Origin of the sequence: Streptomyces sp. NBC_01171, assembly GCF_045039805.1 — a bacterium.
Lineage (GTDB): Bacteria > Actinomycetota > Actinomycetes > Streptomycetales > Streptomycetaceae > Streptomyces.
On sequence record NZ_CP108609.1, the window covers coordinates 1,844,065 to 1,869,943 of the forward strand.

Sequence of the window (25,879 nt, forward strand, 5' to 3'; positions counted from 1 at the left end):
CGAGGTGTACGCCATGGAGGCTCCGCCGGACAACGACGTGCTGTGGGCACGCTCCCTGCACTTCAAGCATCCCGACGGCTCCCCCGGCATCGCCGGCATCTCGCTGGGCGTCCGGGAGAGCGAGATCCTCGCGGTCGGCGGCCCGCGCGGCAGCGGCAAGACGACCCTGCTGCGCTGTCTGTCCGGACAGGTCCGGGTGGACGGGGGCGAGGTGTGGTTCAACAGCTCCCCCGTGCACACCCTGGGCCCGATGGCCCGCGAGAAGCTGCGCCGCGACCGGTTCGGCTGGATCGACCCGGCCCCGGCGCTCGTGCCGGAGCTGAACGTCTGGGAGAACGCGGCGCTGCCGCTGATGCTGCGCGGCACCAGCCGCCGCCGCGCCAAGGTGGCCGCGATGGAGTGGCTGGAGCGGCTGGACGTGGGCGACAAGTCCAGGAAGCGCCCGCACGAACTGCTCCAGGCGGAGCGGCAGCGCGTCGCCATCGCCCGCGCGCTCGCCCCCGGGCCGACGGTGCTGTTCGCCGACGAGCCGACCGCGCCGCTGCACCGCGCCGACCGCGGGCACGTACTGCGCACGCTCACCACGGCGGCCCGTTCGCACGGCATCACGGTGGTCCTCGCCACCCACGACCCTGAGACGGCGGCCCTCGCCGACCGCTCGGTCTCGCTGCTGGACGGGCGCCGGGTGAAGACCGTGCATCTGCCGGACGCCCCGGATTCGGAAGGCCAGGCGGCGTGCTCGCTCTCCGTCTGACCCGCGCGGCCCGGCCCGCCGTCCAGTTGCGCCGTCTGCTCGTGGCGGCCGCCTCGGCGGGCACCGGCTTCCTGCTGCTCGGCTCCCTCGGCTACGCGCTGGGCCATCCCCAGACGCCGGGCGCGGCGGCGCTGCGCCTGGCCTGGTGCGTGGTGCCGCTCGCCGCGACGGTCTACCTGGCGCTGGCGGTGGCCCGTACCGACCCCGGCACCCGGCCCCGGCCGGGGCTGTCGGCGGTGGGGCTCGGGCCGGGCCGGCTGATGGCGGTCTCGGCGCTGACCACGCTGCTCGCGTGCACGCTGGGCTCGCTGGTCGCCCTGCTGTTCTTCCTGCATCTGCGCGGCGACCTGTCGGGGCTGCCCATCGACGGGAAGGGCGCGCAGTTCCTCGCGGCCGACCGGCCGCTCCCGGTCCCCGCCGTGCTGACACTGCTGGCGCTGCTGCCGGTCGCCGCCTCGGGTGCGGTGGCGCTCAGCCTGCGCCCCCGGGACCCGCGCCGACCCGCCGCGAAGGGCACGGCGTCCTTCGGTGCCCGCTGGCACGCCGTCCTCCACAAGGCGGAGGCTCCCGCTTCCGCGGAAGCTCCGGTGGAGGCCGACGCCGAGCAGGCGGGCTGGTCGGACGTGCTGACCGTCACGCCGCCGCCCCGCGAGGCCCCGGCGGGTTTCCCGTGGGGTGTCGCCGCGCTGGCGGCGGGCCTCGCCGTGCAGGCGTACGCGAACCGGGCCGCCCCGGCGTCCGTGCTGGCGCTGCCCGTGGAGGGCGCGGCGGTACTGGGCGGCTGGCTGCTCACCGCGCTCGGGCTGGTCCTGGCCGCGCCGGGCCTCACCCACCTGTGCGGGCGGGTCCTCCAGTCGGCGCAGCCCGGCGCGCTGCGGCTGCTGGCGGGGCGGGTGCTGATGTCCGAGGCCACGCGGATCGGGCGCCCGCTCGGAGTGGTCTGCGCGGTGACGGCGGCCGCGCTCGCCACGACCGCGATGTACGACCAGCCGGCCGCCGCCTTCGGCCCGCTGTCCACCGTGGCCACGCTGGTGGTCGGCGGCTGCACGCTGGCCACGCTGCTGACGGCCGCCGTGGAGACCCGCCAGTCCCGCGCCGGCACCACGGCCGCGCTGCTCCGCCTCGGCGCCCCGGCCACGATGCTGCGGGGCTCCGCCGCGCTGCGGGCCGCCGCCCTGATCGCCCTGTTCGTGCCGCTCACCCTGCTGATCGCCTACCTGTCGGCGCTGCCGCCGACGCGCTGAGGGACAAGCGGGGAAAGAAAGTTCGCGGGCCGCCGATGAGTTCTTTGGCGGCCCGTCGTCTATACCGGCGAAAGCGGCTCGCGCACTTATCGCAGGGGAGAACCCATGTACCAGCAGATGATCTTCGTGAACCTGGTCACCGCCGACGTGCCCGCCACCCGGAAGTTCTACAGCGACCTGGGGTACGGCATCAACGAGCAGTTCAGTACGGACGAAGTGGTCAGCGTGGTGATCAGCGACACGATCGTGGCGATGTTCCTGGCGCCCGCGCACTACGCCCAGTTCACCCAGAAGAAGATCGTGGACTCCCGCACCTCCAGCGAGACCCTGCTCTGTCTGAGCGCGGAGAGCCGCGAGAAGGTGGACGAGCTGGTGGAGAAGGCCATCGCGGCGGGCGGCACCTCGCACGGCGAGACCCAGGACCACGGCTTCATGTACGGCCGCGCCTTCGACGACCTCGACGGCCACACCTGGGAGGTCATGTGGATGGACCCCGCCGCCGTCCAGGGGTGAGCATGCCCGCATGACACCCGGCCGGATCATCTTCCTCAACGGCACGTCGAGTTCCGGGAAGTCGAGCATCGCGCGCGAGCTGCTCGGCCTCCTGGACGACGGCGTGTACTCCCACCTCTCGGTGGACGCCTTCAACGCGATGCGCGCTCAACAGGAGCTTTCGCGGGAGGAGTTCGACGCGGCGCTGCGCCGGACCCGCCTCGGCTTCCACCGCTCGGTCGCGGCCATGGCCGCGGTGGGCAACGACCTCGTGGTGGACCACGTGCTCAGCGAGCCGTGGCGGCTGACGGACTGCCTGACCGTGCTGCGACCCGAGGACGTCCTCTTCGTCGGCGTCCACTGCCCACTGCCGGAGCTGGAGCGGCGCGAGCGGGCACGCGGCGACCGGGAGGCGGGCCTCGCCGCCCTGCAGTACGACCTCGTCCACGCCCACGGCGACTACGACCTGGAGTGCGACACCGGCACCGCGTCCCCGCGCGCCTGCGCCGAACGCATCAGGGACTTCCTCCCCCACCGGCCGACCCCGACCGCCTTCAGCCGCCTTCGGGCCCGGTACTCCATCGAGGGGTGAAGCGGGGCCGCACTAGCATGTGCGGATGTCTCCGATACCCGCCCGGCCCGAAGAGGTCGCCCCGGACCATGAGATCGAGTCGCTGGCGGAGTTCGACGCCGTCGTCGCCGCGCAGGGGACGCTAGCGCGGTTCCGGGTGCAGGCCGTCGACCTGACCGGCCGTACGGAAGACCTGCTGAGGCTGGACACCGAGGGTGCCGTCTTCCTCGGGTGCCCCATGCACACCGGCGCGGCCGCGCACCTCACCGCCCGTGGTGCCCTGGTGTTCCCGCCGGTGCCGGGCCTGCCCTTCGACCCGTACCGCGGCTTCGTCTACACCCCCGAGGAGTTGTTCGCGTCACTGGCGGACGGGTACGAGGCGACACCGGACGCACTGGCCTACGAGTGGTTCCAGCGGACCAAGTCCGACGGCGACATCCTCGCGTCGATGCTGCGCGCGGTCCACGACGACTCCGTCTCCGACGCGCTGGACGAACTCCTCACCGGCGCTCGGGTGGTGGGCGTCATGGGCGGCCACGCGATGGCCCGCGGCACCGAGGAGTACGCGGGTGCGGCCCGGCTCGGCCGCGAACTGGCCCGTGCGGGCTTCACGGTGGCGACCGGGGGTGGTCCGGGCGCGATGGAGGCGGCCAACCTCGGTGCGTACGCGGCGCCGTTCGAGGACGGGATGCTGACCGAGGCCCTGCGGATTCTGGCCAAGGCACCCTCGTTCACCCCGTCCGTGACGGACTGGGCGCGGGCCGCCTTCGAGGTACGGGAACGCTGGCCGGACGGGGCTGAGTCGGTGGGCATCCCGACCTGGTTCTACGGCCACGAGCCGCCCAACGCGTTCGCCTCCCACCTCGGCAAGTACTTCGCCAACGCCACGCGCGAGGACGGCCTGCTGGCCCGCTCCAACGCCGGGGTGGTGTTCCTGCCGGGCGCGGCCGGGACCGTACAGGAGATCTTCGACAACGCCACCCCCAACTACTACGGCTCGCGCGGCAATCCGACGCCCATGGTGCTGGTGGACGAGGAGCACTGGACCAGGAAGCTCCCCACCTGGCCACTGCTGCGGGCGTTGGCACGGGAACGGCCGATGGAGTCCCGTATCGCCCTGGTTGGCCGGATCGAGCTGGCTTCCGACGCGTTGAAACGTCTCGCCGAGCAATAAGAAGGTAAAGTCAACGCCCGTTGGCCGCCTACGCATTGACATGCTTATGGCGCGCTTATAAACCTGTGTGTCTTGTGGGGAGGCTGGGGCTCCGCTCCGTCCGCCGCTCCAACTCCCCTCTGCCCCCCCGCAGTTCTGCACTCAGCAAAGGACATGACTTGTCCATATCCCGCCGTAACGCGCGCCGCTCCGTGCGCATCCTGGGCCTGGCCTCCGCGTCGGCCGCCCTGGTCCTGGGTGTCTCCGGTCAGGCTCTCGCGTGCAACATCAGCGAGTTCAAGGCCGAGGCCACGTGCAAGGGTGAGAAGGGCCAGATCACCGTCACCGACCGCGACTTCTCCGGCCAGAAGGCCACCGTCTCGGTGTTCCTGGAGAACAACGGCGCCGACGAGAAGAAGATCGGCGAGCAGGTCGTGACGGGCACCAAGGAGGGTGCCACGATCGTCTTCGACGAGGACTGGGCGCCCGGTGCGGTCTACCGCATCAACGTCAACGTGCCCCGCTTCATCGACAACAAGAACATCGAGCCCAACCTGACGGCTCCGGCGACCGCGTGCAAGAAGGAGGAGTCCCCCTCCCCCACGCCGCCCGCCTCCGAGTCCCCGGCGCCGACCCCGTCCGCGTCCACGCCGGCCGAGGACAGCGCCACCCCGTCCGCGAGCGAGAGCAGCAGCGCCGCCGCCCCGGTGTCCGAGGCGCCGAGCAACGCCCCCTCCGCGGCGATCGGTGACTCCAACCTCGCCGAGACCGGTGCGAACTCCAACACCGGTCTGATCGCCGGTGTCGCCGGTGCCCTCGTCGTCGTCGGCGGTGGCGCGGTGTACTTCGGCATGCGCCGCCGTGGCGCGAAGAGCGGTAGCTGACGCTCCGCCCGCCGTACCGACATCCGGCCCGTCCCCGTCACGCACGGGGGCGGGCCGCTGTCTTTTCGCGCGTCAGCCGAGGACGACGGTCTCCGCCGCGTCGAACTCCACCCCGGTCTCGGCGCCGGTCTCCCGTGCCTCGCGCAGCGGACAGGCCGCCTCCAGGTGCGGGCCTCCGTCCTGGGGCTGGAGCCGGAGCGCCACATGGGTGCCCTTGAAGGTGCGGGCGGTCACCGTGCAGGCCAGGCCCTCACCGGCGGCCACCAGCCGCACCCCGGCGGGCCGCACCAGCAGCTCCACGGCGCCCTGCGGTGACCCCTCGGGCACGGGCAGCTTGCCCCAGGGAGTGTCGGCGGCCGTCCCGGTCACGCTCGCCGGGACCACGTTCTCGAAGCCGAGGAACCGGGCCACGAAGGCGTCGGCCGGCCTGCGCCACACCTCCAGCGGGGTCCCGGACTGCGCGATCCGCCCGTCCCGCATCACCACCACCCGGTCGGCCAACGCGAACGCCTCGCCCTGGTCGTGGGTGACAGCGAGCACGGTGGTGCCCAACCGGCTGAAGAGTTCACGGAGTTCGACCACCAGCCGCTCCCGCAGCGAGCGGTCCAACTGCCCGAGCGGCTCGTCCAGCATCAGCAGCCTCGGCCGGGGCGCGAGCGCCCGCGCCAGGGCCACCCGCTGCTGCTCACCGCCCGACAGCCCGGCCACCGCCCGCCGGGCCGCGCCGGGCAGCCCGACCAGCTCCAGCAACTCCGTTACCTGAACATCCCGTTGACTCTTCGGCATGCCGTGCATACGGAGCCCGAAGGCGACGTTGCCGCCCACGTCCCGCTGCGGGAAGAGCTGGTGGTCCTGGAACATCAGGCCGACCCCGCGCCGGTGCGCGGGCACACCAGCCTGGTCGCGGCCGTCGAGCAACACCCGTCCGCCGTCCAGGGGTTGGAGTCCGGCCACGCTCCGCAGCAGGGTCGACTTGCCGCTGCCGCTGGGCCCGAGCACGCACACCACCTCATGCTCGGCGACACCCAGGTCCACCGTGTCGAGCACCGGCCGCCCGCCGAGACGGACGGTCGCCTCCTCGAGGCTCAGCAGCATCAGAACTCCCCCGTCCGGTCGGTGCGCAGCCGCTCCAGTACGAGCAGCGCGGCCGCGCAGACCACCATGAGAATCGTGGAAAGGGCCATCGCCTGGCCGTAGTTCAGCTCCCCCGGCCGGCTCAGCAGCCGGGCCACCGCGACCGGCAGCGTGGGGTTGTCGGGCCGGGCGATGAACACGGTCGCCCCGAACTCACCGAGCGACACCGCGAACGCGAACCCCGCCGCGATCAGCAACGCCCGCCGCACCAGCGGAAGATCGACCTCCCGCCACACCCGCCAGGGCGAGGCACCGAGCACGGCCGCCGCCTCCCGGAGCCGGGTGTCCACCGCCCGCAGCACCGGCAGCATGGTCCGTACGACGAAAGGCGCGCCGACCAGCGCCTGGGCGAGCGGGACCAGGAACCAGGACTGGCGCAGGTCCAGCGGCGGCTCGTCCAGCGCGATCAGGAAGCCGAAGCCGACCGTCACGGCGGAGACGCCGAGCGGCAGCATCAGCAGCGCGTCGAACCCGCGCATCAGCCGGCCCGCGTCCCGGCGGGCCAGCGCGGCGGCGGCCAGGGCGCCGACCACCAGGGCGATACCGGTGGCGGCGACCGCGTACTCCAGCGAGGTCCACACCGCGTGCAGCGGCGCCACCAGGAACGTACCGCCGTCGGCGTCGGACAGCGCCCGGTAGTAGGCGAAGCCCGGCGCGTCCAGCGAGCGGCGCACCAGCACGCCGAGCGGCAGCACCAGCAGCACCGCGACGGTGGCCAGCACCCCGCCGAGCAGCGCCCACTGGCCGGCGCCGCGCGGACGGCGGGCGGTGACGGAGGCGTCGACCAGGCGCAGCGCGGTCTCCCGGCGCCGTACCGTCCAGGCGTGCACGGCGAGGATCGCGCCGACCGCGGCGAACTGCACCAGGGTGAGGACGGCGGCCGTGGTCAGGTCGAAGACCTCGGAGGTCTGGCGGTAGATCTCCACCTCCAGGGTGGAGAAGGTGGGGCCGCCGAGGATCTGGACCACGCCGAAGGAGGTGAAGGTGAACAGGAAGACCATCAGCGCGGCGGCGGCCACGGCGGGGGCCAGCGCGGGGAGGGTCACCTGGCGCCAGGCGCGCAGCGGGGAGGCGCCGAGCATCCGGGCGGCCTCCTCCTGCCGGGGGTCGAGCTGTCCCCAGAGCCCGCCGACGGTGCGGACGACGACGGCGTAGTTGAAGAAGACGTGCGCCAGCAGGATCGCCCACACCGTGGTGTCCAGGCGGACGCCCCAGAGCTCGTCCAGCAGTCCGCCGTGGCCGACCAGGGCGAGGAACGCGGTGCCGACGACCACCGTGGGCAGCACGAACGGCACGGTGACCACGGCCCGCAGCACCTGTTTGCCGGGGAACTCCAGCCGGGCGAAGACCCAGGCGGCGGGCAGCGCGATCAGCAGGGTGAGCGCGGTGGAGGCGAGCGCCTGCCAGGTGGTGAACCACAGCACGTGCCGGATGTCGGAGCGGCCCAGCACCTCGGCGAACCGCCCGAGGTGCCAGGTGCCGTCGGCCTTGAGCCCGCGCGCGGTGATCGCGGCGACGGGCCAGGCGAAGAACAGCGCGAAGAACGCGACGGGCAGGGCCATGAGCCCCAGCCGCGCCGCGCTCCCGCGGCTTCGCCGTCCGGCCGCTTCGGCTACTTCAGTACGAGCGACGTCCACGAGCTGACCCACTGGTCGCGGTTGGCGGCGATCTTCTCGGGCGCCATGGTCTGCGGGTCCTTGACGGCGGGACCGTACTTCGTGAACTCGGCGGGGACCTTCGCGTCCTTGATCACCGGGTACACGAACATGTTCAGCGGCATGTCCTGCTGGAACTGCTTCGACAGCAGGAAGTCGAGGAACGCCTTGCCGCCCGCGGGGTTCTTGGCGTGGTTCAGCAGGCCGGCGAACTCGACCTGGCGGAAGCAGGTGCCGTCCGCCACGCCGGTCGGGGCGGTCGACGGCTTCTTCTTGGCATAGATCACCTCGGCAGGCGGCGAGGAGGCGTACGACACGACGAGCGGCCGGTCACCGCCCGCCTTCTTGCCCTCCGACGAGCCGGAGAACTCCTGGTAGTACGCCTGCTCCCAGCCGTCGACAACCTTGACGCCGTTGGCCTTCAGCTTCTTCCAGTACCCCTCCCAGCCCTTGTCGCCGTAACTCGCGGCGCTGCCGAGCAGGAAGCCGAGGCCGGGCGAGGAGGTGGCCGCGTTCTCGGTGACCAGGAGGTTCTTGTACTTCGGGTCCGCGAGGTCGGCGAAGGTGCGCGGCGGCTTCAGCTTGTGCTCGGTGAAGTACGCCTTGTCGTAGTTGACGCAGATGTCGCCGTGGTCGACCGGGGTGACGCGGTGCCTGTCCCCGTCGAGCTGGAAGGCGGGGTCGACCTGGCCGAGGCCCTTGGCGGCGTACGGCTGGAAGAGGCCGTTGTCGAGGGCGCGGGAGAGCAGGGTGTTGTCGACGCCGAAGAAGACGTCGCCCTGGGGGTTGTCCTTGGTGAGGACCGCCTTGTTGACGGCCTGCCCGGCGTCGCCGTCCTTGAGGACGCGCACCTTGTAGCCGGACTGCTTCTCGAAGTCCGCGATCACGCTCTTGGACGCGGCCCACGAGTCGTGGCTGACGAGGGTCACGGTCTTGGTGTCCGCGCTCCCCTTGGTGTCGGTGGACCCGCACGCGGAGAGCGTGAGCAGGCCGAGGCCGACCGCCGCGGCCACGAAGGTCTTGGTGTGCACTGGTGGTCCTCCTGGGTGGGCCAGGAAGAGACGCGGCCCTGCCCGGACTCCGCGTGGGAGGCCGGGCAGGGCGCAACAGCTTGAGTGATGACCGAACTTCCTACCCAGAATGACCTGGGCGAGGTTCAGAGGGTCTGCGGCCTGGTTGCCGCACTCTCAGCGCTGTGGCGCTCCCCTGTCGGAATATGCAGATGTATGACTGGTATGACGTTGTACTGACCGGCCCAGGTTACCGCTCGGTGGCCGCGAGCTGGCCACACGCCCCGTCGATCTCCTGACCGCGGGTGTCCCGGACGGTCACCGGCACGCCGTGCGCGGCGATGGCCTGCACGAACGCCTTCTCGTCCTCGGGACGGGAGGCGGTCCACTTGGAGCCGGGGGTGGGGTTGAGCGGGATCAGGTTGACGTGCACGGGCCTGCCCTTGAGCATCCGGCCGAGCCGGTCACCGCGCCACGCCTGGTCGTTGATGTCCCGGATCAGGGCATACTCGATGGACAGCCGGCGGCCCGACTTCTCCGCGTACTCGAACCCGGCGTCCAGCACCTCACGCACCTTCCACCGCGTGTTCACGGGGACGAGGGTGTCGCGCAGCTCGTCGTCGGGGGCGTGCAGGGAGATCGCCAGCCGGCACTTGAAGCCCTCGTCGGCGAAGCGGTGGATGGCGGGGACGAGGCCGACCGTCGACACGGTGATGCCGCGCTGGGACAGGCCGAGGCCGTCGGGGGCGGGGTCGGTGAGCGCCCTGATGGCCCCCACCACTCGCTTGTAGTTGGCGAGCGGCTCGCCCATGCCCATGAACACGATGTTGGAGAGCCGGGCGGGGCCGCCGGGTACTTCCCCGTCCCTGAGCGCGCGCATGCCGTCCACGATCTGGTGCACGATCTCGGCGGTGGACAGGTTCCGGTCCAGGCCCGCCTGCCCGGTCGCGCAGAACGGGCAGTTCATCCCGCACCCGGCCTGGCTGCTGATGCACATGGTGACCCGGTCCGGGTACCGCATCAGCACCGACTCCACGAGCGTGCCGTCGAACAGCCGCCACAGCGTCTTACGGGTGGTGCCCTGGTCCGTGGCCAGATGCCGGACCACCGACATCAGCTCCGGGAACAGCGCCTCCCGCAGCCTCTCCCGCGAGCCGGCCGGGATGTCCGTCCACTGCTCGGGGTCGTGCGCGTACCGCGCGAAGTAGTGCTGCGAAAGCTGCTTGGCACGAAACGGCTTCTCCCCCGCCTCCGCGACAGCGTCCTTCCGCTCCGCGGGCGAAAGGTCGGCGAGATGCCGCGGCGGCTTCTTGGCTCCGCGGGGGGCGACGAAAGTGAGTTCTCCGGGCTTGGGCATGGTGGTACCAGTGTCTCAGATCGACTTGGGTGGCCCGGGCCACCGCCCACCACGGCCCCCGCAGGGCCCCCAACGGAAATAGGCCCCGCCCTGCCATCGCAGAACGGGGCCTATCCGAGACCGGAGTGCTCAGGACCCCACGAACGCCACCAGCAGCAGCCACACCACCGGGGCCGTCGGCAGCAGGGAGTCCAGGCGGTCCATGATTCCTCCGTGGCCGGGGAGGAGGGTGCCCATGTCCTTGATGCCGAGGTCGCGCTTGATCATGGACTCGCCGAGGTCGCCCAGCGTGGCGCTGCACGCGACCGCGAGGCCGAGGACCAGGCCCTGCCACCAGGCGCCGTCGTCGATGAGGAACTGCATGCACAGCGCGCCGGCGACCATGGCGAAGGCGACCGCGCCCAGCAGGCCCTCGCGGGTCTTGCCGGGGCTGATGCGCGGAGCGAGCTTGTGCTTGCCGAAGCGCCAGCCGACCGCGTACGCGCCGGTGTCGCTGACCACGGTGAGGACCAGGAACGTCAGCACCCGCCAGGCCCCGTCCTCGGCGGTGAGCATCATCGCCACGAAGGTCGCCAGGAACGGCACGTAGAACGCGGCGAAGACGCCGGCCGTGACGTCCTTGAGGTAGCCCTCCGGCGGCTGGGTCATCCGCCAGACCAGGACGGCCAGCGCGGTGAGCGCCATGGCGACCCAGGCACCCTCGGCGCCGCGCGCGTACCCGGCGACCACCATGGCCGCACCGCCCACCGCGAGCGGCACCAGGGGTGCCCTGATCCCCTTGCGCTCCTGGAGCCTGCTGGTCAGCTCCCACAGACCGACGACCACCGCGACGGCGACCACACCGACGAAGACGGCCTTGACGACGAAGAGCGAGGCGATGATCACCACGCCGAGCCCCACGCCGACGCCTATGGCCGCGCTCAGGTCGCGGCCCGCGGTCTTCTTCGGCACGGGCACCGGCTGAGGGGCGTCAGGCATCGGGTCGTCGTCCTGGTCTCCGCCATACGCGGGTACGTCGGGCACGCTGGGCATGGGGCGAGTCTGCTGCGCCTCGGGCGCATCGTAAGCGGGACCCGCCGTGACAGCCCCCTGGACAGGCCCACCCGCGGTGGGCCCCCAGTACCCGGCCTGCCCCGCCTGCGGCGGCGCCCCCCAGGAAGAGTCGCTCATCAGACTTCGAGCAGCTCCGCTTCCTTGTGCTTGAGGAGCTCGTCCACCTGCGCCACGTACTTGGCGGTCAGGTCGTCGAGCTCCTTCTCGGCGCGGCGGCCCTCGTCCTCGCCGACCTCGCCGTCCTTGATCAGCTTGTCGATGGCGTCCTTGGCCTTGCGGCGCACGGAACGGATCGAGACCTTGGCGTCCTCGGCCTTGTGCTTGGCGACCTTGATGTAGTCGCGGCGGCGCTCCTCGGTCAGCTCGGGGAACACCACACGGATGATGTTGCCGTCGTTGCTGGGGTTGACGCCCAGGTCGGAGTCACGGATCGCCTGCTCGATGTTGCGCAGCGCGCTCTTGTCGAACGGGGTCACCACGGCCATGCGCGGCTCCGGCACGGAGAACGAGGCGAGCTGGTTGATCGGCGTCGGGGCACCGTAGTAGTCCGCCACGATCTTGTTGAACATCGCGGGGTGCGCACGGCCGGTGCGGATCGCGGCGAAGTCCTCCTTGGCGACCACGACGGCCTTCTCCATCTTCTCCTCGGCTTCGAGGAGGGTCTCTTCGATCACCACTTGCTCCTGCGTGTCTTGAGTAAGGCCCGGCCGCGGTGCCCGATCGGGCGGCGAGCCGGCTGCGTCGCGTCTGCTTCCTGCACGGTTCCCGACCGGCAGGACATTGTCCATCCCCCGGCCGGGGCGCGTCCCGTCCTTGCCCCGGACGGGTCGCGCCGGTGGGGCGGGGTCGCCGGTCAGTCCCGGCTGCCCTCGTCACCCACGAGCGTGCCGATCTTCTCACCCTTGACGGCCCGCGCGATATTGCCCTCGGCCAGCAGCTCGAACACGAGGATCGGCAGGCTGTTGTCGCGGCACAGGGTGACGGCGGTGGCGTCGGCGACCTTGAGGTCGCGGGTGATGACCTCGCCGTAGCCGAGCGCGTCGAACTTGACGGCGTCGGGGTTGGTCTTGGGGTCGGCGTCGTAGACCCCGTCCACACCGTTCTTGCCCATGAGCAGCGCCTCGGCGTCGATCTCCAGGGCGCGCTGGGCGGCGGTGGTGTCGGTGGAGAAGTACGGCATGCCCATCCCGGCACCGAAGATGACCACGCGGCCCTTCTCCAGGTGCCGGATGGCGCGCAGCGGGATGTACGGCTCGGCGACCTGGCCCATGGTGATGGCGGTCTGCACGCGGCTGTCGATGCCCTCCTTCTCCAGGAAGTCCTGGAGGGCGAGGCAGTTCATCACGGTGCCGAGCATGCCCATGTAGTCGGAGCGGGCCCGGTCCATGCCGCGCTGCTGCAGCTCGGCGCCGCGGAAGAAGTTGCCGCCGCCGATCACGACTGCGATCTCGGCGCCGTCACGCACGACGGCGGCGATCTCGCGGGCGATCTTGTGCACCACGTCCGGGTCGACGCCGAGGCCACCACCGCCGGAGAAGGCCTCTCCGGACAGCTTCAGCAGAAACCGGCCGCGCACTTTGCCGTCGTCGCTCTTCTGGGCCTTGGTGGTCATGGAGATCCCGCCTCTTTCACGTGTTGCACATACGAAGAAGGCCATTGCCGGTGGGTCGCTTCTCGCTCCCTTGCGCGGCAATGGCCTCCTCGTCAGATCTGCTGCCGTCCGCCGCACAGCCGCGGACGGCGGTCTGCGCGGACGACTGCTGTCGACCCTATCGGGGTCACGCGTCGATCGCGGTACGGACTCAGATGCCGACCTTGATGCGCGAGAAGCGCTTCAGGGTGACACCGGCCTCGTCCAGCACCTTCTGGACCGACTTCTTGTTGTCCAGGGCGTACGGCTGGCCGAGCACCGTGGCGTCCTTGAAGAAGCCGTTGAGACGACCCTCGACGATCTTGGCGATCGCGGCCTCGGGCTTGCCCTCGGCGCGGGTGGTCTCCTCGGCGATGCGACGCTCGGACTCGACGACCTCGGCCGGCACGTCCTCCTTGGAGAGGTACTTCGGCGCGAACGCGGCGATGTGCTGGGCGATGCCCTTGGCGACCTCGGCGTTGGGCTTGTCCAGCTCGACGAGGACACCGATCTGCGGGGGCAGGTCGGGCATCGTGCGGTGCATGTACGCGGTGACGTAACCGTCGGTGAACTGCGCGAAGCGGTCCAGGACGATCTTCTCGCCGAGGTTGGCGTTGGCCTCGTCCACGAACGCCTGGACGGTCTTGCCGGGCTCGATCTCGGAGGCGAGGAGCGCCTCGATGTCGGCCGGCGAGGTCTTGGCGACGTGCTCGGCGATGGCGTTGGCCACGGCCTGGAACTTGTCACCCTTGGCGACGAAGTCCGTCTCGCACTTCAGCTCGACGAGGACACCCTCGGAGTTGTCGTCGGCGATGATGGAGACCACGGCGCCGTTCTCGGCGGAGCGGCCCTCACGCTTGGCGACGCCCTTCTGGCCCTTGATGCGCAGCGCCTCGACGGCCTTCTCGACGTTGCCCTCGGCCTCGTCCAGCGCCTTCTTGCAGTCCATCATGCCGGCGCCGGTGAGCTCACGGAGCTTCTTGACGTCGGCGGCGGTGTAGTTCGCCATGAGTCTGTGAGTCTTTCTGGAAGTCTTGGGAGATCGGAGATCCGCACGGGCCCGCGACCGGCCGGTGGCCGGGTCGCGGGCGTCGTGTCGGGCTACGGATGACGGGCGGGGGCGGGGTTCGTGCCGCCCCCACCGTCAGCGCCGGTGTCAGGCCTGCTCGGCCTTGGGGGCCTCGACCTCGGCGGCAGCCGCGGGGGTCTCGACCTCGGCGGCAGCCTCCTCGACGGCCTCGGAGACCGGGGCGTCGGGGGCCGGCGACTCGGCGGCGATCTCGACGGCCTCGGCAGCCTCGTCGGCCTTCTTCTCGCCCTCGAGCAGGTCGCGCTCCCACTCGGCCAGCGGCTCGGCCGCGGCCTTCTCGCCCTTGTCACCGGTGGCGACGCGCGAGCGGGAGATGAGGCCCTCGGCGACGGCGTCGGCGATCACGCGGGTGAGCAGGGTGACGGAGCGGATCGCGTCGTCGTTGCCCGGGATCTTGTAGTCGACCTCGTCGGGGTCGCAGTTGGTGTCGAGGATGGCGACGACCGGGATGTTGAGCTTCCGGGCCTCGCCGACCGCGATGTGCTCCTTCTTGGTGTCCACGATCCAGACGGCGCTGGGCACCTTGGACATCTCGCGGATACCACCGAGGGTCTTCTCGAGCTTGGCCTTCTCGCGGGAGAGGACCAGCAGCTCCTTCTTGGTCAGACCGGAGGCGGCGACGTCCTCGAAGTCGATCTGCTCGAGCTCCTTGAGGCGCTGCAGACGCTTGTAGACGGTCGAGAAGTTGGTGAGCATGCCGCCCAGCCAGCGCTGGTTGACGTAGGGCATGCCGACGCGGGTGGCCTGCTCGGCGATGGCCTCCTGCGCCTGCTTCTTCGTGCCGACGAACATGACCGTGCCGCCGTGGGCGACGGTCTCCTTGACGAACTCGTAGGCGCGGTCGATGTACGACAGCGACTGGAGCAGGTCGATGATGTAGATGCCGTTGCGCTCGGTGAAGATGAAGCGCTTCATCTTCGGGTTCCAGCGACGGGTCTGGTGACCGAAGTGGACGCCGCTCTCCAGCAGCTCCCGCATCGTGACGACGGCCATGGCCATCTCCTTGAGTTTCTCGGTTGTGCCGCGTCCGCCGGACGGCGGTCGCGCCTGACGCCCGCGGTGCGCCGTGCCGCGAAGGACCGAGGGGCGCTTGTACGAACCCTGTGACGGGCTTCGTACCGGGGCGTGCGAAGTCGACCCGGTGACCCGGATCGCCAGAAGAAGTGTACGGGACGGCCAGGGCACCGGGTGACGCCGCTGTCCACAACCGGCAGGTTGTCCACAGATCCCGCCAAGATCGGCCGTCGAACGACAGGGTTCTCGCATGCGACCACTGGTGCGATACGTGACGAACTGGGCGATCCCGCCACTGCTGTTGACCTTCGCGGTGCTCACGCCCCTGGCGTGGGCGGACCCGCCGCCTCCGGAGAAACCGCCTGGTGAGCGGGTGCCCGCGCTGGCCCGGACCTGGCCGGTGGGGACGCGTCCGGCGGTGCTGCGGGGCTGGGAGCCACCCGCCACCGTGTACGCCGCCGGGCACCGGGGCGTGGACCTGGCGGCGGCGCCGGGTGCCCCGGTGCGGGCGGTGGCGGCAGGCCGGGTGTCGTACGCGGGGCGGGTGGCGGGCCGGGGCGTGGTCGCGGTGGCACTGGGGGGTACGTCGCTGCGGACGACGTACGAGCCGGTGCGCACCGAGATCAAGGAGGGTACGGAGGTGGGTGCCGGGGAGGTGGTGGGGACGGTGGAGGGCACCGGGTCGCACTGCCCGGAGGCGTGCGTGCACTGGGGGCTGCTGGACGGCGAGACCTATCTGAACCCGCTGGACCTGCTGCCGCCTTGACTGCTCGGCCGTGGTCCGTCCCGGCTGCTGCCGGTGCTGGGGGTTCCGGTGCCGTCCGGTTGAGCGGTCTCAGCCCCGGACGCTCAGCCCCGGACGCCGCGCAGCGCCATGGCGACCGCGGCCTCGGTGATCACCTCGGGGTGCTCGGCCGCACCGAGTTCGATACGGCGCACGGCCGCGTCGACGACGCCCTGGAGCAGCATCGCGGCGAGCCGGGGTTCCTCGTGGCCCAGGCCGGCCAGCGCCTCGACGATCATCGCCACGAGCCCGCCGTGCGCGGCGCGGATCTTGTCCCGCGCACCGGAGTCGAGTTCGCTCGCGGAGATCGCCACGACGGCCCGGTGCCGCCGGTCCCCGACCAGGGCGAGCTGGCGGCGCACATACGCCTCGACCTTGTCCTCGGCGGTGGGCGCGTCCGCCATCGCGGTTTCGACCTCCGCCGCCCAGACGGGGAAGTCGACCTCGCACAGCTCCTCGACCACGGCGGCGCGCGAGCGGAAGTACTCGTACACCGACGACCTGGCAAGTCCGGTGCGCTCCGCGAGCGCGGGGAAGGTCAGCGCGTCCGTCCCGCCCTCGGACAGCAGGGTCCGGGCCGCGTCCAGCAGGGCGGCTCGCTGCATCGACCGGTGCTCGGCCACGGAGGCCGCTCGAATCCTTGGCACGCACCCACTTTACGGACCGGCCGCGAAACGCGGCAGGAGTCAGCGTCCGAAGCTCGCCAGCTTGGCCCGGAGCTGGAGCACCGACTTGGTGTGGATCTGGCTGACCCGGCTCTCGGTGACGCCGAGGACGTTGCCGATCTCGGCGAGGGTCAGCCCCTCGTAGTAGTAGAGCGTGACCACGGTCTTCTCGCGGTCGGGCAGGGTGTTGATGGCCCGCGCCAGGAAGCGGCGCAGCTCCCGGTCCTCGGCCACTTCGACGGGGTTGTCGGCGGCGGTGTCCTCCAGGGTGTCCATGAGGCTGAGCCGGCCGCCGCCCTCGCCGCCGACGTGCAGCAGTTCCTCCAGGGCGACCACGTTGGCCAGGGACAACTGGCTGAAGACCGCGTGCAGCTCCTCCACCTCGACGCCCAGCTCGGTGGCGACCTCCTGCTCGCTCGGGGTCCGCCGCAGCTTCGCCTCCAGCGTGGCGTAGGCCCGTTCGTAGTTGCGCGCCTTCTGCCGGACCGAACGGGGAATCCAGTCCAGCGCCCGCAGTTCGTCGATCATGGCGCCGCGAATCCGGGTGATCGCGTACGTCTCGAACTTGATCTCGCGCTCGATGTCGAACTTCTCGATCGCGTCGATCAGCCCGAACACCCCGGAGGAGACGAAGTCGGCCTGCTCCACGTTGGGCGGCAGCCCGACGCTCACCCGGCCCGCCACGTACTTCACGAGCGGCGAGTAGTGCAGGATGAGCTGCTCCCGGAGGCGCTCGTCCCCCGTCGCCTTGTACGACCGCCACAGCTCGTCGAGCGTCGAGGGAGCGGGCGGCCGCACGCTGCCGCCGTCGCGGGCGGCTGGGGGGGCCGCCGCCCGGTCGGAGCCGGAGGTGTGCTGGGGCATTCGTCGCCTAGTGCCGTTCTGCCGTGAAGTGCCGTGAACTGCCGTGCCGTGTGTGGGGGATGCGGGGTAGGTGCTGGACACGCGGGTCGTCGGGGGCGCGGGCCGCGCAGGTGGGTGCGGGCCGGGCCGGCCCGTCCGTGCCCGAGCTTTCGTGAGCGTAGCGTGACTGAGGAGTCGCGGTGTGCGAACAACGGGGCACCACCCGTGCGCGCACCCCTGTGCGACCCCGCTGCCCCGCTTCACCCGGTTCGCTCAGCGTGACCGGTTACGGGCGTCAACTCCGGTAAATCCCAAGGGCGTAGAGGATTCCCCCGGACGGCCGAACACCCTCGGTCAGAGCGGGTGCGGGTCTTTCCGGACCGGGAGCACCGCCTGGCGTGTCAACTTCCAGCCGTCGTCGTGTCGTTCGACATAGCCAAGCGCTCGAAGCTCGTACAGCCGGGCGACCGCCTCCTGACGGGTGGTGCGTGCCTCGCGGGCGATCTCCTCGGGTCCGGCCGGGCGGGCGGCGGACAGGGCGGCGAGGACGGTGGCCGCGTCGGGGTCGAGCAGGTCGCGCGGGAGCACCGGGCCGCGCCGGGGCGGGGCCAGTTCGCCGATCCCGCCGACGAGTTCGACGACATCCGCCGCGTCGGTGACGAGCACCGCCTCCCCGCGCAGCAGCTCGTGCACCCCTGCGGAGCGCCCGCTGGTCACGGGCCCGGGCACGCCCATGGTGAATCTGCCGAGCCGCTGGGCGGCGCGGGCCGTGGCGAGGGAACCACTGCGGCAGGCGGCCTCCACGACGACCGTGCCCCGGGTGAGCGCGGCGATCACCCGGTTGCGGACGATGAAACGGCTGGGCGTCGGATGATCACCGGGCGGCAACTCCCCGATGACGAGACCTTGTTGCGCGATCCGGTCGATCAGTGCGGCGTGTCCGCGCGGATAGGCCTGGTCCACTCCCGAGGCCAGCACGGCGACGGTGGCCCCGTCGGCCGCGAGGGCGCCCCGGTGCGCGGCTCCGTCGACCCCGTACGCCCCGCCGGAGACGACCACCCAGCCCTGTTCGGCCAGCCCGGCGGCGAGGGTGGCGGCCACATGGGCGCCGTACTCGGTGCAGGCACGGGCCCCCACGATGGCGACGGACCGCAGGGCCCACATCCGCAGCCCCGGCCGGCCGCGCACCCACAGGCCCACCGGGCGCCCGTCGCCCAGGTCGTCGAGCTGGGCGGGCCACTCGGCGTCCCCCGGACACACGAAGCGCGCCCCGGCCTCCCGCGCGGCCGCCAGGTCCGCCTCCGGCTCGGCGCGCTCCGCCCGCGCCAGCAGCCCGCGCCAGCGGGAGCCGCTCACCCCCGGCAGGGGCGCACCGCCCTCCCGCAGCCTCCGCACCACCTCCGGCACCCCGAAGAGCCGCAGCCACCGTCCGCCGACGTCGTCGCCGGGCTCGATCACGCGGGTGAGGAACACCCGCCCGGTCCGCTCCTCCTCCGCACGGTCCGCCGTCATGCCAGGGCCCCGATGGCCATGGGGACGCCACGGGGGACGCCGGTGCGCAGTTGCAGGGCGAGGGCCACGTCCCCGGCGTCCGGACGGTCGTGTCCAACCAGGTCGGCGACGGTCCACGCGACCCGCAGCACCCGGTCGATGCCGCGAGCGGTGAGCACGCCCCGCTCCAGATTGCGCTCGGCCTCGTCCATCGCGCCCGCGACGGCGTGGAAGCGGCTGCGCAGTTCCCGGCCGGGCACCTCGCTGTTGGTGCCCCACGAGGTCCCGGCAAGGCGGGCCGCCGCCCGCTGCCGGGCTTCCCGCACCCGGTCGGCCACGGTCGCGGTGGACTCGCCGCGCGCACCGGGGGCGGTCAACTGGGCGCGGGTCACCGGATCGACCTCGACCCGCAGGTCCACCCGGTCCAGCAGCGGGCCGGAGAGACGGGAGTGGTAGCGCCGGATCGCGGAGGGCGGACAGTCGCACAGGGAGTCGCGCTGCGAGAAACGCCCGCACGGGCAGGGGTTGGCCGCGAGCACCATCAGGAACCGCGCCGGGAAGCGCACCACGCCCGTACTCCGCGCGATCACCACGTGCCCGGACTCCAGCGGCTGTCGCAGCGCGTCCAGCGTCTGGCTGTGGAACTCGGGCGCCTCGTCCAGGAAGAGCACGCCCCGGTGGGCCAGGGAGACGGCGCCGGGCCGGCCGATGCCGGGGCCGCCGCCGACCAGCGACTGCATGGTGGCCGAGTGGTGCGGGGCGCAGTAGGGCGCCACGTCGATGAGCGGCTTGCCCGGTGGCAGCAGCCCGGCCACCGAGTGCACGGCGGTGACCTCCAGGGAGTCCTGCCGGGTCAGCCGGGGCAGTACGGCGGGGAGCCGTTCGGCGAGCATCGTCTTCCCCGCGCCCGGTGGCCCTTCGAGGAAGAGGTGGTGACCGCCGGCCGCGGCCACTTCCACCGCCGTGCGTGCCGAGGTCTGGCCCACCACGTCGGCCAGGTCATGGCCCTGGTCGTGCTGGGCCGCTCCGGCGCTGTGGATGCCGGTGGCCGAGCCCGTACCGGGCATCCGGAGCCCGGCGAGGAGCGGATCGGGGCGACCGGGGGCGTCCGGCTCCTCCTCGGGCACCGGTTCGTCGGCGAGGACGGCGATGAGCTGGCGCAGACTGCGTACGCCGAGCACGGACACTCCGGGCACCAGCGCGGCCTCGGCCGCGGCGCACTCCGGGACGACGACCTGGGTGTACCCGGCGTCGGCGGCGGCCAGTACGGCGGGCAGGATGCCCCGGACCGGCCGGACCCGGCCGTCCAGCCCGAGTTCGCCGATCATCACGATGTCGGCGAGCACCCTGGGGTCGATACGCTCGGCCGCGCCGAGTACGGCGCTCGCCACGGCGAGATCGAATCCCGAGCCGCCCTTGGGCACCGAGGCGGGGCTCAGTCCCACGGTGAGCTTCTTCTGCGGCCACTCGCCGCCGGAGTTGACCACGGCGGCCCGGACCCGGTCCCGGCTCTCCGAAAGACTCTTGTCGGGCAGCCCCACCAGGGTGAAGGCGGCCACTCCGGGCTCGAGGTCGGCCTGGACCTCGACGAGGACACCCTCGACACCGACCAGGGCCACCGAGCAGGTGCGGGCGAATCCCATTCAGGCCACCCCCCGCGCATGCTCCACGGCGGGCGCCCCGCGCCGGGGCAACAGCACCCCGACCAGATCGACCCGGACCCCTCCCGGCGGTGCTCCGCCGTGCGTATGCACCCATCGTTCGGCCAGGTCCAGCAGCCGTCGTGCCTTCTCGGGCGTGACGGCGGCCATCGGGTGCTGGAACTCCCCGCCCCGCCGGGTCTTCACCTCGCAGACGACCAGCGTGCCGCCGTCCCGCGCCACGATGTCGATCTCACCGGAGCGTCCGCAGCGCCAGTTGCGCTCCAGGATGCTCATCCCGGCCTCGGTCAGCCGCCGCGCGGCCAGATCCTCGCCGTACCTGCCCAGTCCACTGCGTGCCTTGTTCATGTCGGCACCACCTCCGGCACCCACCGTGACGGGGCACGCCGAAAGAAGTGGATCATGGTGGACGGAGCCTCAGTTGTGGATATCCCCGCCACCCGAACAGGTGATCTACGCCCGGCTCACCAGCGGAGATCACCCGCTCGGCAACTCCAGATCGCTCTTGTTCAGCTCCTCGATGTTCACGTCCTTGAACGTCAACACCCGGACCTGCTTGACGAACCGCGCCGGGCGGTACATGTCCCACACCCAGGCGTCGGCCATCGACACCTCGAAGAACACCTCACCCTGGACCGAGTGCACCTGCATCTCGTAGTCGTTGGTGAGGTAGAAGCGCCGTTCCGTCTCGATCACGTATTTGAACAGACCGACGACGTCTCGGTACTCCCGGTAGAGCTTCAGCTCCATCTCGGTCTCGTACTTCTCGAGGTCCTCGGCGCTCATGGCAGCTTCCCCTTCAGCCGTGCGATCCCCCCATTGTGCGCCAGTCCGCCGAACCCTCAGACGATTTCCGTGTCGAGGGTCACGGGCGTGGCCGGGGGACCCTCGTCGAGCAGCGTGCGCAGCAGCCCGGCGAGCCTGGTCGGATACACCGTCTCATGCGCCTGCTCGAGTTCCCGACACGTCCACCAGCGCGCTCCCGACACACTGCGCCGCTCCAGCTCGGTCAGCCCGAGAGCGGCCGTCACCGTCTGTGTCGTACGGGCCAGGTAGTACCACTCGTCCTGGTCCCAGCGGCGCCCGGCGAACGGGAAGGAGCACCGACGGCGCCACAGCACCGGGCCCAGTTCGACCTCGGTGATACCGGTCTCCTCGACCAGCTCCCTGAGCGCGGCCTGCTCGCGGGTTTCGGCGCCCTCCACACCGCCGCCGGGGGTGAACCACCAGTCGTCGGCCGGGTCGTCCGGCTCGTGGCCGTGCAGCAACAGGACGCGGTCCGCGGGGTCGAGCAGCACCACGCGGGCGACCTTGCGCAGACCGCCCGCACAGGTGTCCTCAGCCGGCATGGACCGGCTCCGCGCTGCTCCGGGCGCGGGAACGGCCCACGCGCGCCGCGACGGGACCGTAGGCGGCGCCGCCCAGGACCAGCACCGCACCGGCGACGATCATCACCTCGATCAGCGGCAGCGGACCCGGCTCCGACAGCGTGCCCAGCGCCTCGAACCCGGTCGGCCGGGTCAGCATGCCCCGCATCGGCCAGACCACGGAGTCCACGCGGGCGGCCACCGCGCTCCGGCTCACCGTGCCCTCGGCGGCGTCGGTGAGGTGGGCGGTGGAGTCCAGCGAGCCCTGGCGCTCGTCGCCGAGCAGGAAGAGGCGGCCCTTGGGCACGGTCACCGTCGGAAAGCCCTTGACCTCGGCCGGGGTGCCCTTGGGCAGGTAGGGCTCGTCGACCGGCTTGCCGTTGACGCTGAGCTTGCCGTCGGTGCAGCAGGCGACGGTGTCCCCGCCGACCGCGACCACCCGCTTGACCACGTCGGCACCGGTCACCCAGGTCTTGTCGCTGAACACCACCACGTCACCCCGGCGCACGTCCGCGCCGTCGACCCGCTGGGCCAGCACCCGGTCCCCGGCGTCGATGGTCGGGGTCATCGAGCTGGTCGGCACGGTGTAGGGCCGGTAGGTCACCGCGGCCCAGCCGAAGCCGGCCAGGAAGAGCAGCAGGCCGACGGCCACCGCCACGCCCGACAGCTTTCCGCCGAGGCCGCCCTTGGACTCCGCGCCTTGGGCACTTGCCATGTCGTCTCCCGGTCCCCTCCGCCGGGGTCGCCCGGCCTGTCACGATCCGCCTTTGGTAGCACACCGGGCCGGAAAGCCGCGAGGGCGGTGTCCCCCGGTGACCGGTTCTTCACCGGGTCTCCGGGAAACACCGCCCTCGGCAGTGCCCCTGGGTCACATCTGGGTGCCCCGCAAGCTCACGCCTCGCGCGCGGCCTCGGCGGCAGCGGGACGAGCGGCCTTACGGCGACGCCACACCGCCACCGGCACCACGAGCGCGACCGCACCGGCGCCCGGCGCGTACGGCAGCGAAGCGGCGGCGGAGCTCTGCTTGTCCAGGCCCGGCTGGTCGAAGGTGTCCGGGATCGGCAGGGTGCCCCAGCGGTTGATGGGCCACGCCTTCACGATCGCGCGTCCGACGACGTCCTTGACCGGCACCATGCCGTGGTTCTCGTCGGTCTGGTTGTACCGCGAGTCCCGCGAGTTCTGGCGGTGGTCGCCCATCACCCAGATGTAGCCCTTGGGCACCTTGACCTTGAACTGGCCGCCCTGGTCGTCCACGCTGCAGGGCGTGTTGCCGGGGTAGACGTACGGCTCGTCGAGCGCCTTGCCGTTGACCTTCAGCGGGGCGCTGCCCTCGCACTCGACCGTGTCGCCGCCGACGCCGATCACGCGCTTGATGAGGTCCTTCTCCTCGGCGGACGGCATCAGGCCGATCCAGCTCAGCGCCTTCTGCACCGCGTTCTGCTCCGGCGTCGGCTCGCCCGCCAGCCACTGGCCGGGGTCGTGGAAGACGACGACCTCGCCGCGCTCGGGCTCGGAGCCGAACCAGGGGGTGAGCTTGTCCACCAGGACGCGGTCACCCTGCTGGAGGGTGTTCTGCATCGAGTCGGACGGGATCGAGAACGCCTGCACCAGGAACGTCTTGATCAGCAGGGCCAGCACCAGCGCGATGCCGACGAGGATCGGCAGTTCCTTCCAGAACGAGCGCTGCTTCTCCGGCCGGCGCGCGGCACCACCGCCGCTACCGCCGCCTTCGTCGGTTCGCGGGGGCCCGCCGGGCGGGGTGCCGTCACCGGCCGCCGCGAAGCCGTTCCCGGAGTTCACGGCGCCGTCCGGGGCCGAGGCGTCGGACCCCACGGGGTGCCCGCGGTGCTCCTCGCCGTCGTGCCCCGACCGTGCGCCAACCGCCACATCCCCCACGCCAACTCCTTACTCTGTGCCGCCGCCTGCCCCATGCACGGTGCAGGCCCACCACTCCCATAACGAGCGGGAGTTCCGCAGGGGTCGGGAGCTGGGTCAGTCCGTTCGGATCGTAGGGGGCAACCCTATGCGACGGGGCACGGGCCGCACTCGCCCCGGACGCCGCGTCGGTGACGCTTGCGAAGGTTTTAGGTTCGTCCAGGCGCGTCCAGTGCGCGAAGGGCCAGCCGATGAACATCGCCCGGCCGACGACCGACTCCTCGGAGACGGTCCCGCCGTACGGGAGGTTCTGGTGATAGCGGGAGTCGGCGGAGTTGCCCCGGTGGTCGCCCATCACCCACAGGCGGCCCTTGGGCACCGTGATGTCGAAGGAGGTCGCGGAGGGGGCGTTGCCGGGGTAGATGTAGGCGCCCTCGGTGAGCGGGACGCCGTTGACCGTGACCCGGCCCTCGGCGTCGCAGCACTTCACATGGTCGCCGCCGACCCCGATGACCCGCTTGATCAGGTCCTTCTCGTTGTCGGAGGGGAGCAGGCCGATGAAGGTCAGTCCTTCCTTCACCTGCTTGACCACGACCGGGTCGTTCTTCTTCGGCGTCTCCTCGCCGGTCAGCCAGCCGCCCGGATCGTGGAACACCACCACGTCACCGCGGGCCGGCCTGGAGCCGAACCACGGGGTGAACTTGTCGACCAGCACCCGGTCCCCGATCCGGATCGTCTGCTCCATCGAGCCGGACGGGATCACGAACGCCTGCACCAAAAAGGTCTTCAGCACCAGCGCTATCAGCACCGCGACCCCGAGCAGCAGCGGGATCTCCCGTACCGCCGAACGTCTGCGTTTGCGCTTCACCTTGCGCTGGAGCTTGCGCCGCTCCGCCCGCGAACGGCCGGCGCTCGGCCGGGAGGTCCGGCGGGCGCCGGTGGGCAGCGGACTGTCGGCGGCCGCGCCGGACACCCCGCGCGGCCTTGCCCGGTTACCCATGCGCGGCCTCCGCGGCAGGTACGTGCGCGTAGGCGCCGGGGCGCTCGATGCGCGTCCGGTGGCCGTACGGCCAGACGATCCAGTCGGCGCGGCCCACCACGTCCTCCACCGGGACCATGCCGCCGCCGGGCGAGCCGAGATGGTCGCGGGAGTCGCTGGAGCGGGCGCGGTGGTCACCGAGCAGGAAGAGGCGGCCGTCGGGCACCACCACGTCGAAGGGCACGTCGGACGCGCTGTTCCCCGGATGGAGGAACCCCGTCTCGTCGACCGGGCGGCCGTTCACCTCGATCCTCCCCTCCCTGTCGCAGCAGACCACATGGTCGCCTCCCACCCCTGCAACGCGCTTGATGTAGTCGGCGTGCCCGAAGTAGCCGGTCCCGTCGAACACCACCACGTCACCGCGGCTCGGACGGGCACCGAAACGGTACGCCAACTTGTTTACGAGTACGCGGTCCCCGACCCTCAATCCGGGCTCCATGGAACCGCTCGGGATCTCGAACGGCTGGACCACGAACGTGCCGAGGAGCAGCAGGAAGGCGAGGCAGGTGAGGAGCGCCAGGGTGAACCGGCCGCCCGGCACCCGCTCGGCGAGCGGGGCCAACGCGAAACGCGACCGGCCCCGCGGACCCGGTGTACCGGGTGGGCGGAAACGGTCGCGTTCGGCGGGCTGTGCTTCGGTGTCCATCGGGGCCAGATGCTATCCGGCCCCGTCACGACTCCGGGCAGGCGCTCAGTTGTCGCGCTTCTCCTTGATCTTCGCGGCCTTGCCGCGCAGCTCACGGAGGTAGTACAGCTTGGCGCGGCGCACGTCACCGCGGGTGACGAGCTCGATCTTCTCGACGATCGGGGTGTGCACCGGGAAGGTACGCTCCACGCCGACGGAGAACGAGACCTTGCGGACCGTGAAGGTCTCGCGGACGCCCGAACCCTGGCGGCGGATCACGACGCCCTTGAACTGCTGCACACGCGAGCGGTTGCCCTCGATGACGCGGACGTGCACGTTGACGGTGTCACCCGGGCGGAAGGCCGGGACGTCGGTGCGCAGCGACGCGGAGTCGACGGTGTCGAGCAGGTGAGACATTTCGTCTGCTTTCTTCGCTGATGCCACAGGTCATCAACGGAACTAGATGTTCGAAGAGGTCTGCCGTGCGG

General features: G+C 71.5%; 28 protein-coding genes and 1 riboswitch. Of the genes, 7 read left to right on the top strand and 21 right to left on the bottom strand.

Features of this window, described 5'->3' with window-relative positions:
* Positions 1–13 precede the first annotated feature (13 nt).
* The 6 genes from OG448_RS08350 to OG448_RS08375 all read left to right on the top strand — a co-directional run bounded on the left by OG448_RS08350 (position 14) and on the right by OG448_RS08375 (position 5,098).
* Positions 14–754: an ABC transporter ATP-binding protein gene (locus OG448_RS08350; protein WP_405552445.1), complete on the top strand. Its 741-nt coding sequence runs from the start codon at positions 14–16 to the stop codon at positions 752–754.
* On the top strand, positions 736–1,998 hold the full coding sequence (locus OG448_RS08355; RefSeq protein WP_405552447.1) for a hypothetical protein: 1,263 nt from the start codon (positions 736–738) through the stop codon (positions 1,996–1,998). The genes OG448_RS08350 and OG448_RS08355 overlap by 19 nt, the downstream gene beginning before the upstream one ends.
* 105 nt (positions 1,999–2,103) lie before the next feature.
* Complete coding sequence (locus tag OG448_RS08360; RefSeq protein WP_405552448.1) at positions 2,104–2,511, top strand: VOC family protein; 408 nt, start codon at positions 2,104–2,106, stop codon at positions 2,509–2,511.
* Between the two features lie 10 nt (positions 2,512–2,521).
* Positions 2,522–3,082, top strand: a complete 561-nt coding sequence (locus OG448_RS08365) for a chloramphenicol phosphotransferase CPT family protein (protein ID WP_405552450.1) — start codon at positions 2,522–2,524, stop codon at positions 3,080–3,082.
* A gap of 25 nt (positions 3,083–3,107) precedes the next feature.
* Positions 3,108–4,235 (top strand): LOG family protein, encoded by a 1,128-nt coding sequence (locus tag OG448_RS08370; protein WP_405552452.1) that lies wholly within the window; start codon positions 3,108–3,110, stop codon positions 4,233–4,235.
* 158 nt (positions 4,236–4,393) lie between these two features.
* Positions 4,394–5,098, top strand: coding sequence for an LAETG motif-containing sortase-dependent surface protein (locus OG448_RS08375; protein WP_405552454.1), 705 nt, complete (start codon positions 4,394–4,396; stop codon positions 5,096–5,098).
* Positions 5,099–5,170: 72 nt separating this feature from the next.
* Here the strand turns inward: OG448_RS08375 and OG448_RS08380 are convergent, their stop codons facing one another.
* From OG448_RS08380 to rpsB, 9 genes are all read right to left on the bottom strand, one after another.
* Entirely contained in the window at positions 5,171–6,193 is a 1,023-nt protein-coding gene (locus OG448_RS08380) for an ABC transporter ATP-binding protein (RefSeq protein WP_405552456.1), read from the bottom strand.
* Positions 6,193–7,794, bottom strand: a complete 1,602-nt coding sequence (locus OG448_RS08385; protein ID WP_405552458.1) for an ABC transporter permease — start codon at positions 7,792–7,794, stop codon at positions 6,193–6,195. Before OG448_RS08385 ends, OG448_RS08380 begins: the two co-directional genes overlap by 1 nt.
* 50 nt (positions 7,795–7,844) lie before the next feature.
* Positions 7,845–8,918: a thiamine ABC transporter substrate binding subunit gene (locus OG448_RS08390; RefSeq protein WP_405552459.1), complete on the bottom strand. Its 1,074-nt coding sequence runs from the start codon at positions 8,916–8,918 to the stop codon at positions 7,845–7,847.
* Positions 8,919–8,997: 79 nt separating this feature from the next.
* Positions 8,998–9,105, bottom strand: a riboswitch (TPP riboswitch).
* Between the two features lie 42 nt (positions 9,106–9,147).
* Positions 9,148–10,254 (bottom strand): 23S rRNA (adenine(2503)-C(2))-methyltransferase RlmN, encoded by a 1,107-nt coding sequence (rlmN, locus tag OG448_RS08395; RefSeq protein ID WP_405552461.1) that lies wholly within the window; start codon positions 10,252–10,254, stop codon positions 9,148–9,150.
* A gap of 129 nt (positions 10,255–10,383) precedes the next feature.
* Positions 10,384–11,424 carry a phosphatidate cytidylyltransferase gene (locus OG448_RS08400; protein ID WP_405552463.1) on the bottom strand — a complete coding sequence of 347 codons (1,041 nt, stop codon included), beginning with the start codon at positions 11,422–11,424 and terminating at the stop codon, positions 10,384–10,386.
* Positions 11,424–11,981: a ribosome recycling factor gene (frr, locus tag OG448_RS08405; RefSeq protein WP_026248385.1), complete on the bottom strand. Its 558-nt coding sequence runs from the start codon at positions 11,979–11,981 to the stop codon at positions 11,424–11,426. Before frr ends, OG448_RS08400 begins: the two co-directional genes overlap by 1 nt.
* Before the next feature lie 179 nt (positions 11,982–12,160).
* Positions 12,161–12,919, bottom strand: coding sequence for a UMP kinase (pyrH, locus tag OG448_RS08410; protein WP_086694692.1), 759 nt, complete (start codon positions 12,917–12,919; stop codon positions 12,161–12,163).
* Between the two features lie 190 nt (positions 12,920–13,109).
* Positions 13,110–13,946, bottom strand: a complete 837-nt coding sequence (gene tsf / locus OG448_RS08415) for a translation elongation factor Ts (protein WP_030808611.1) — start codon at positions 13,944–13,946, stop codon at positions 13,110–13,112.
* Between the two features lie 147 nt (positions 13,947–14,093).
* On the bottom strand, positions 14,094–15,020 hold the full coding sequence (gene rpsB / locus OG448_RS08420; RefSeq protein ID WP_405552466.1) for a 30S ribosomal protein S2: 927 nt from the start codon (positions 15,018–15,020) through the stop codon (positions 14,094–14,096).
* A 271-nt stretch (positions 15,021–15,291) separates the two neighbouring features.
* Between rpsB and OG448_RS08425 the strand changes: the two genes are divergently transcribed.
* Positions 15,292–15,807: a M23 family metallopeptidase gene (locus OG448_RS08425; protein ID WP_405552467.1), complete on the top strand. Its 516-nt coding sequence runs from the start codon at positions 15,292–15,294 to the stop codon at positions 15,805–15,807.
* Between the two features lie 83 nt (positions 15,808–15,890).
* On the opposite strand, the gene OG448_RS08430 is transcribed toward OG448_RS08425, so the two are convergent.
* From OG448_RS08430 to rplS, 12 genes are all read right to left on the bottom strand, one after another.
* Positions 15,891–16,448 (bottom strand): TetR/AcrR family transcriptional regulator, encoded by a 558-nt coding sequence (locus OG448_RS08430; protein ID WP_405558721.1) that lies wholly within the window; start codon positions 16,446–16,448, stop codon positions 15,891–15,893.
* A 63-nt stretch (positions 16,449–16,511) separates the two neighbouring features.
* A complete protein-coding gene (gene whiG, locus OG448_RS08435; protein ID WP_405552469.1) occupies positions 16,512–17,354 on the bottom strand; it encodes an RNA polymerase sigma factor WhiG in 843 nt (280 codons plus the stop codon).
* A 333-nt stretch (positions 17,355–17,687) separates the two neighbouring features.
* Positions 17,688–18,845 (bottom strand): DNA-processing protein DprA, encoded by a 1,158-nt coding sequence (dprA, locus tag OG448_RS08440; protein WP_405552471.1) that lies wholly within the window; start codon positions 18,843–18,845, stop codon positions 17,688–17,690.
* Entirely contained in the window at positions 18,842–20,467 is a 1,626-nt protein-coding gene (locus OG448_RS08445; RefSeq protein ID WP_405552475.1) for a YifB family Mg chelatase-like AAA ATPase, read from the bottom strand. The genes dprA and OG448_RS08445 overlap by 4 nt, the downstream gene beginning before the upstream one ends.
* On the bottom strand, positions 20,468–20,833 hold the full coding sequence (locus OG448_RS08450) for a YraN family protein (RefSeq protein ID WP_135784310.1): 366 nt from the start codon (positions 20,831–20,833) through the stop codon (positions 20,468–20,470). It abuts the gene before it with no gap.
* Between the two features lie 129 nt (positions 20,834–20,962).
* Positions 20,963–21,271: a DUF2469 domain-containing protein gene (locus OG448_RS08455; protein WP_003993268.1), complete on the bottom strand. Its 309-nt coding sequence runs from the start codon at positions 21,269–21,271 to the stop codon at positions 20,963–20,965.
* 56 nt (positions 21,272–21,327) lie between these two features.
* Positions 21,328–21,834, bottom strand: coding sequence for an NUDIX hydrolase (locus OG448_RS08460; RefSeq protein WP_405552478.1), 507 nt, complete (start codon positions 21,832–21,834; stop codon positions 21,328–21,330).
* Entirely contained in the window at positions 21,824–22,567 is a 744-nt protein-coding gene (gene lepB, locus OG448_RS08465; RefSeq protein WP_405552480.1) for a signal peptidase I, read from the bottom strand. Before lepB (OG448_RS08465) ends, OG448_RS08460 begins: the two co-directional genes overlap by 11 nt.
* A gap of 176 nt (positions 22,568–22,743) precedes the next feature.
* Complete coding sequence (gene lepB / locus OG448_RS08470; protein ID WP_405552482.1) at positions 22,744–23,652, bottom strand: signal peptidase I; 909 nt, start codon at positions 23,650–23,652, stop codon at positions 22,744–22,746.
* The gene (gene lepB / locus OG448_RS08475) at positions 23,618–24,727 is read right to left on the bottom strand and encodes a signal peptidase I (RefSeq protein WP_405552484.1); all 1,110 of its coding nucleotides are present in this window, start codon (positions 24,725–24,727) and stop codon (positions 23,618–23,620) included. The genes lepB (OG448_RS08470) and lepB (OG448_RS08475) overlap by 35 nt, the downstream gene beginning before the upstream one ends.
* Positions 24,720–25,412 (bottom strand): signal peptidase I, encoded by a 693-nt coding sequence (lepB, locus tag OG448_RS08480; RefSeq protein ID WP_405552485.1) that lies wholly within the window; start codon positions 25,410–25,412, stop codon positions 24,720–24,722. The genes lepB (OG448_RS08475) and lepB (OG448_RS08480) overlap by 8 nt, the downstream gene beginning before the upstream one ends.
* Positions 25,413–25,457: 45 nt before the next feature.
* On the bottom strand, positions 25,458–25,808 hold the full coding sequence (gene rplS, locus OG448_RS08485; protein WP_030808575.1) for a 50S ribosomal protein L19: 351 nt from the start codon (positions 25,806–25,808) through the stop codon (positions 25,458–25,460).
* Positions 25,809–25,879: the final 71 nt, after the last annotated feature.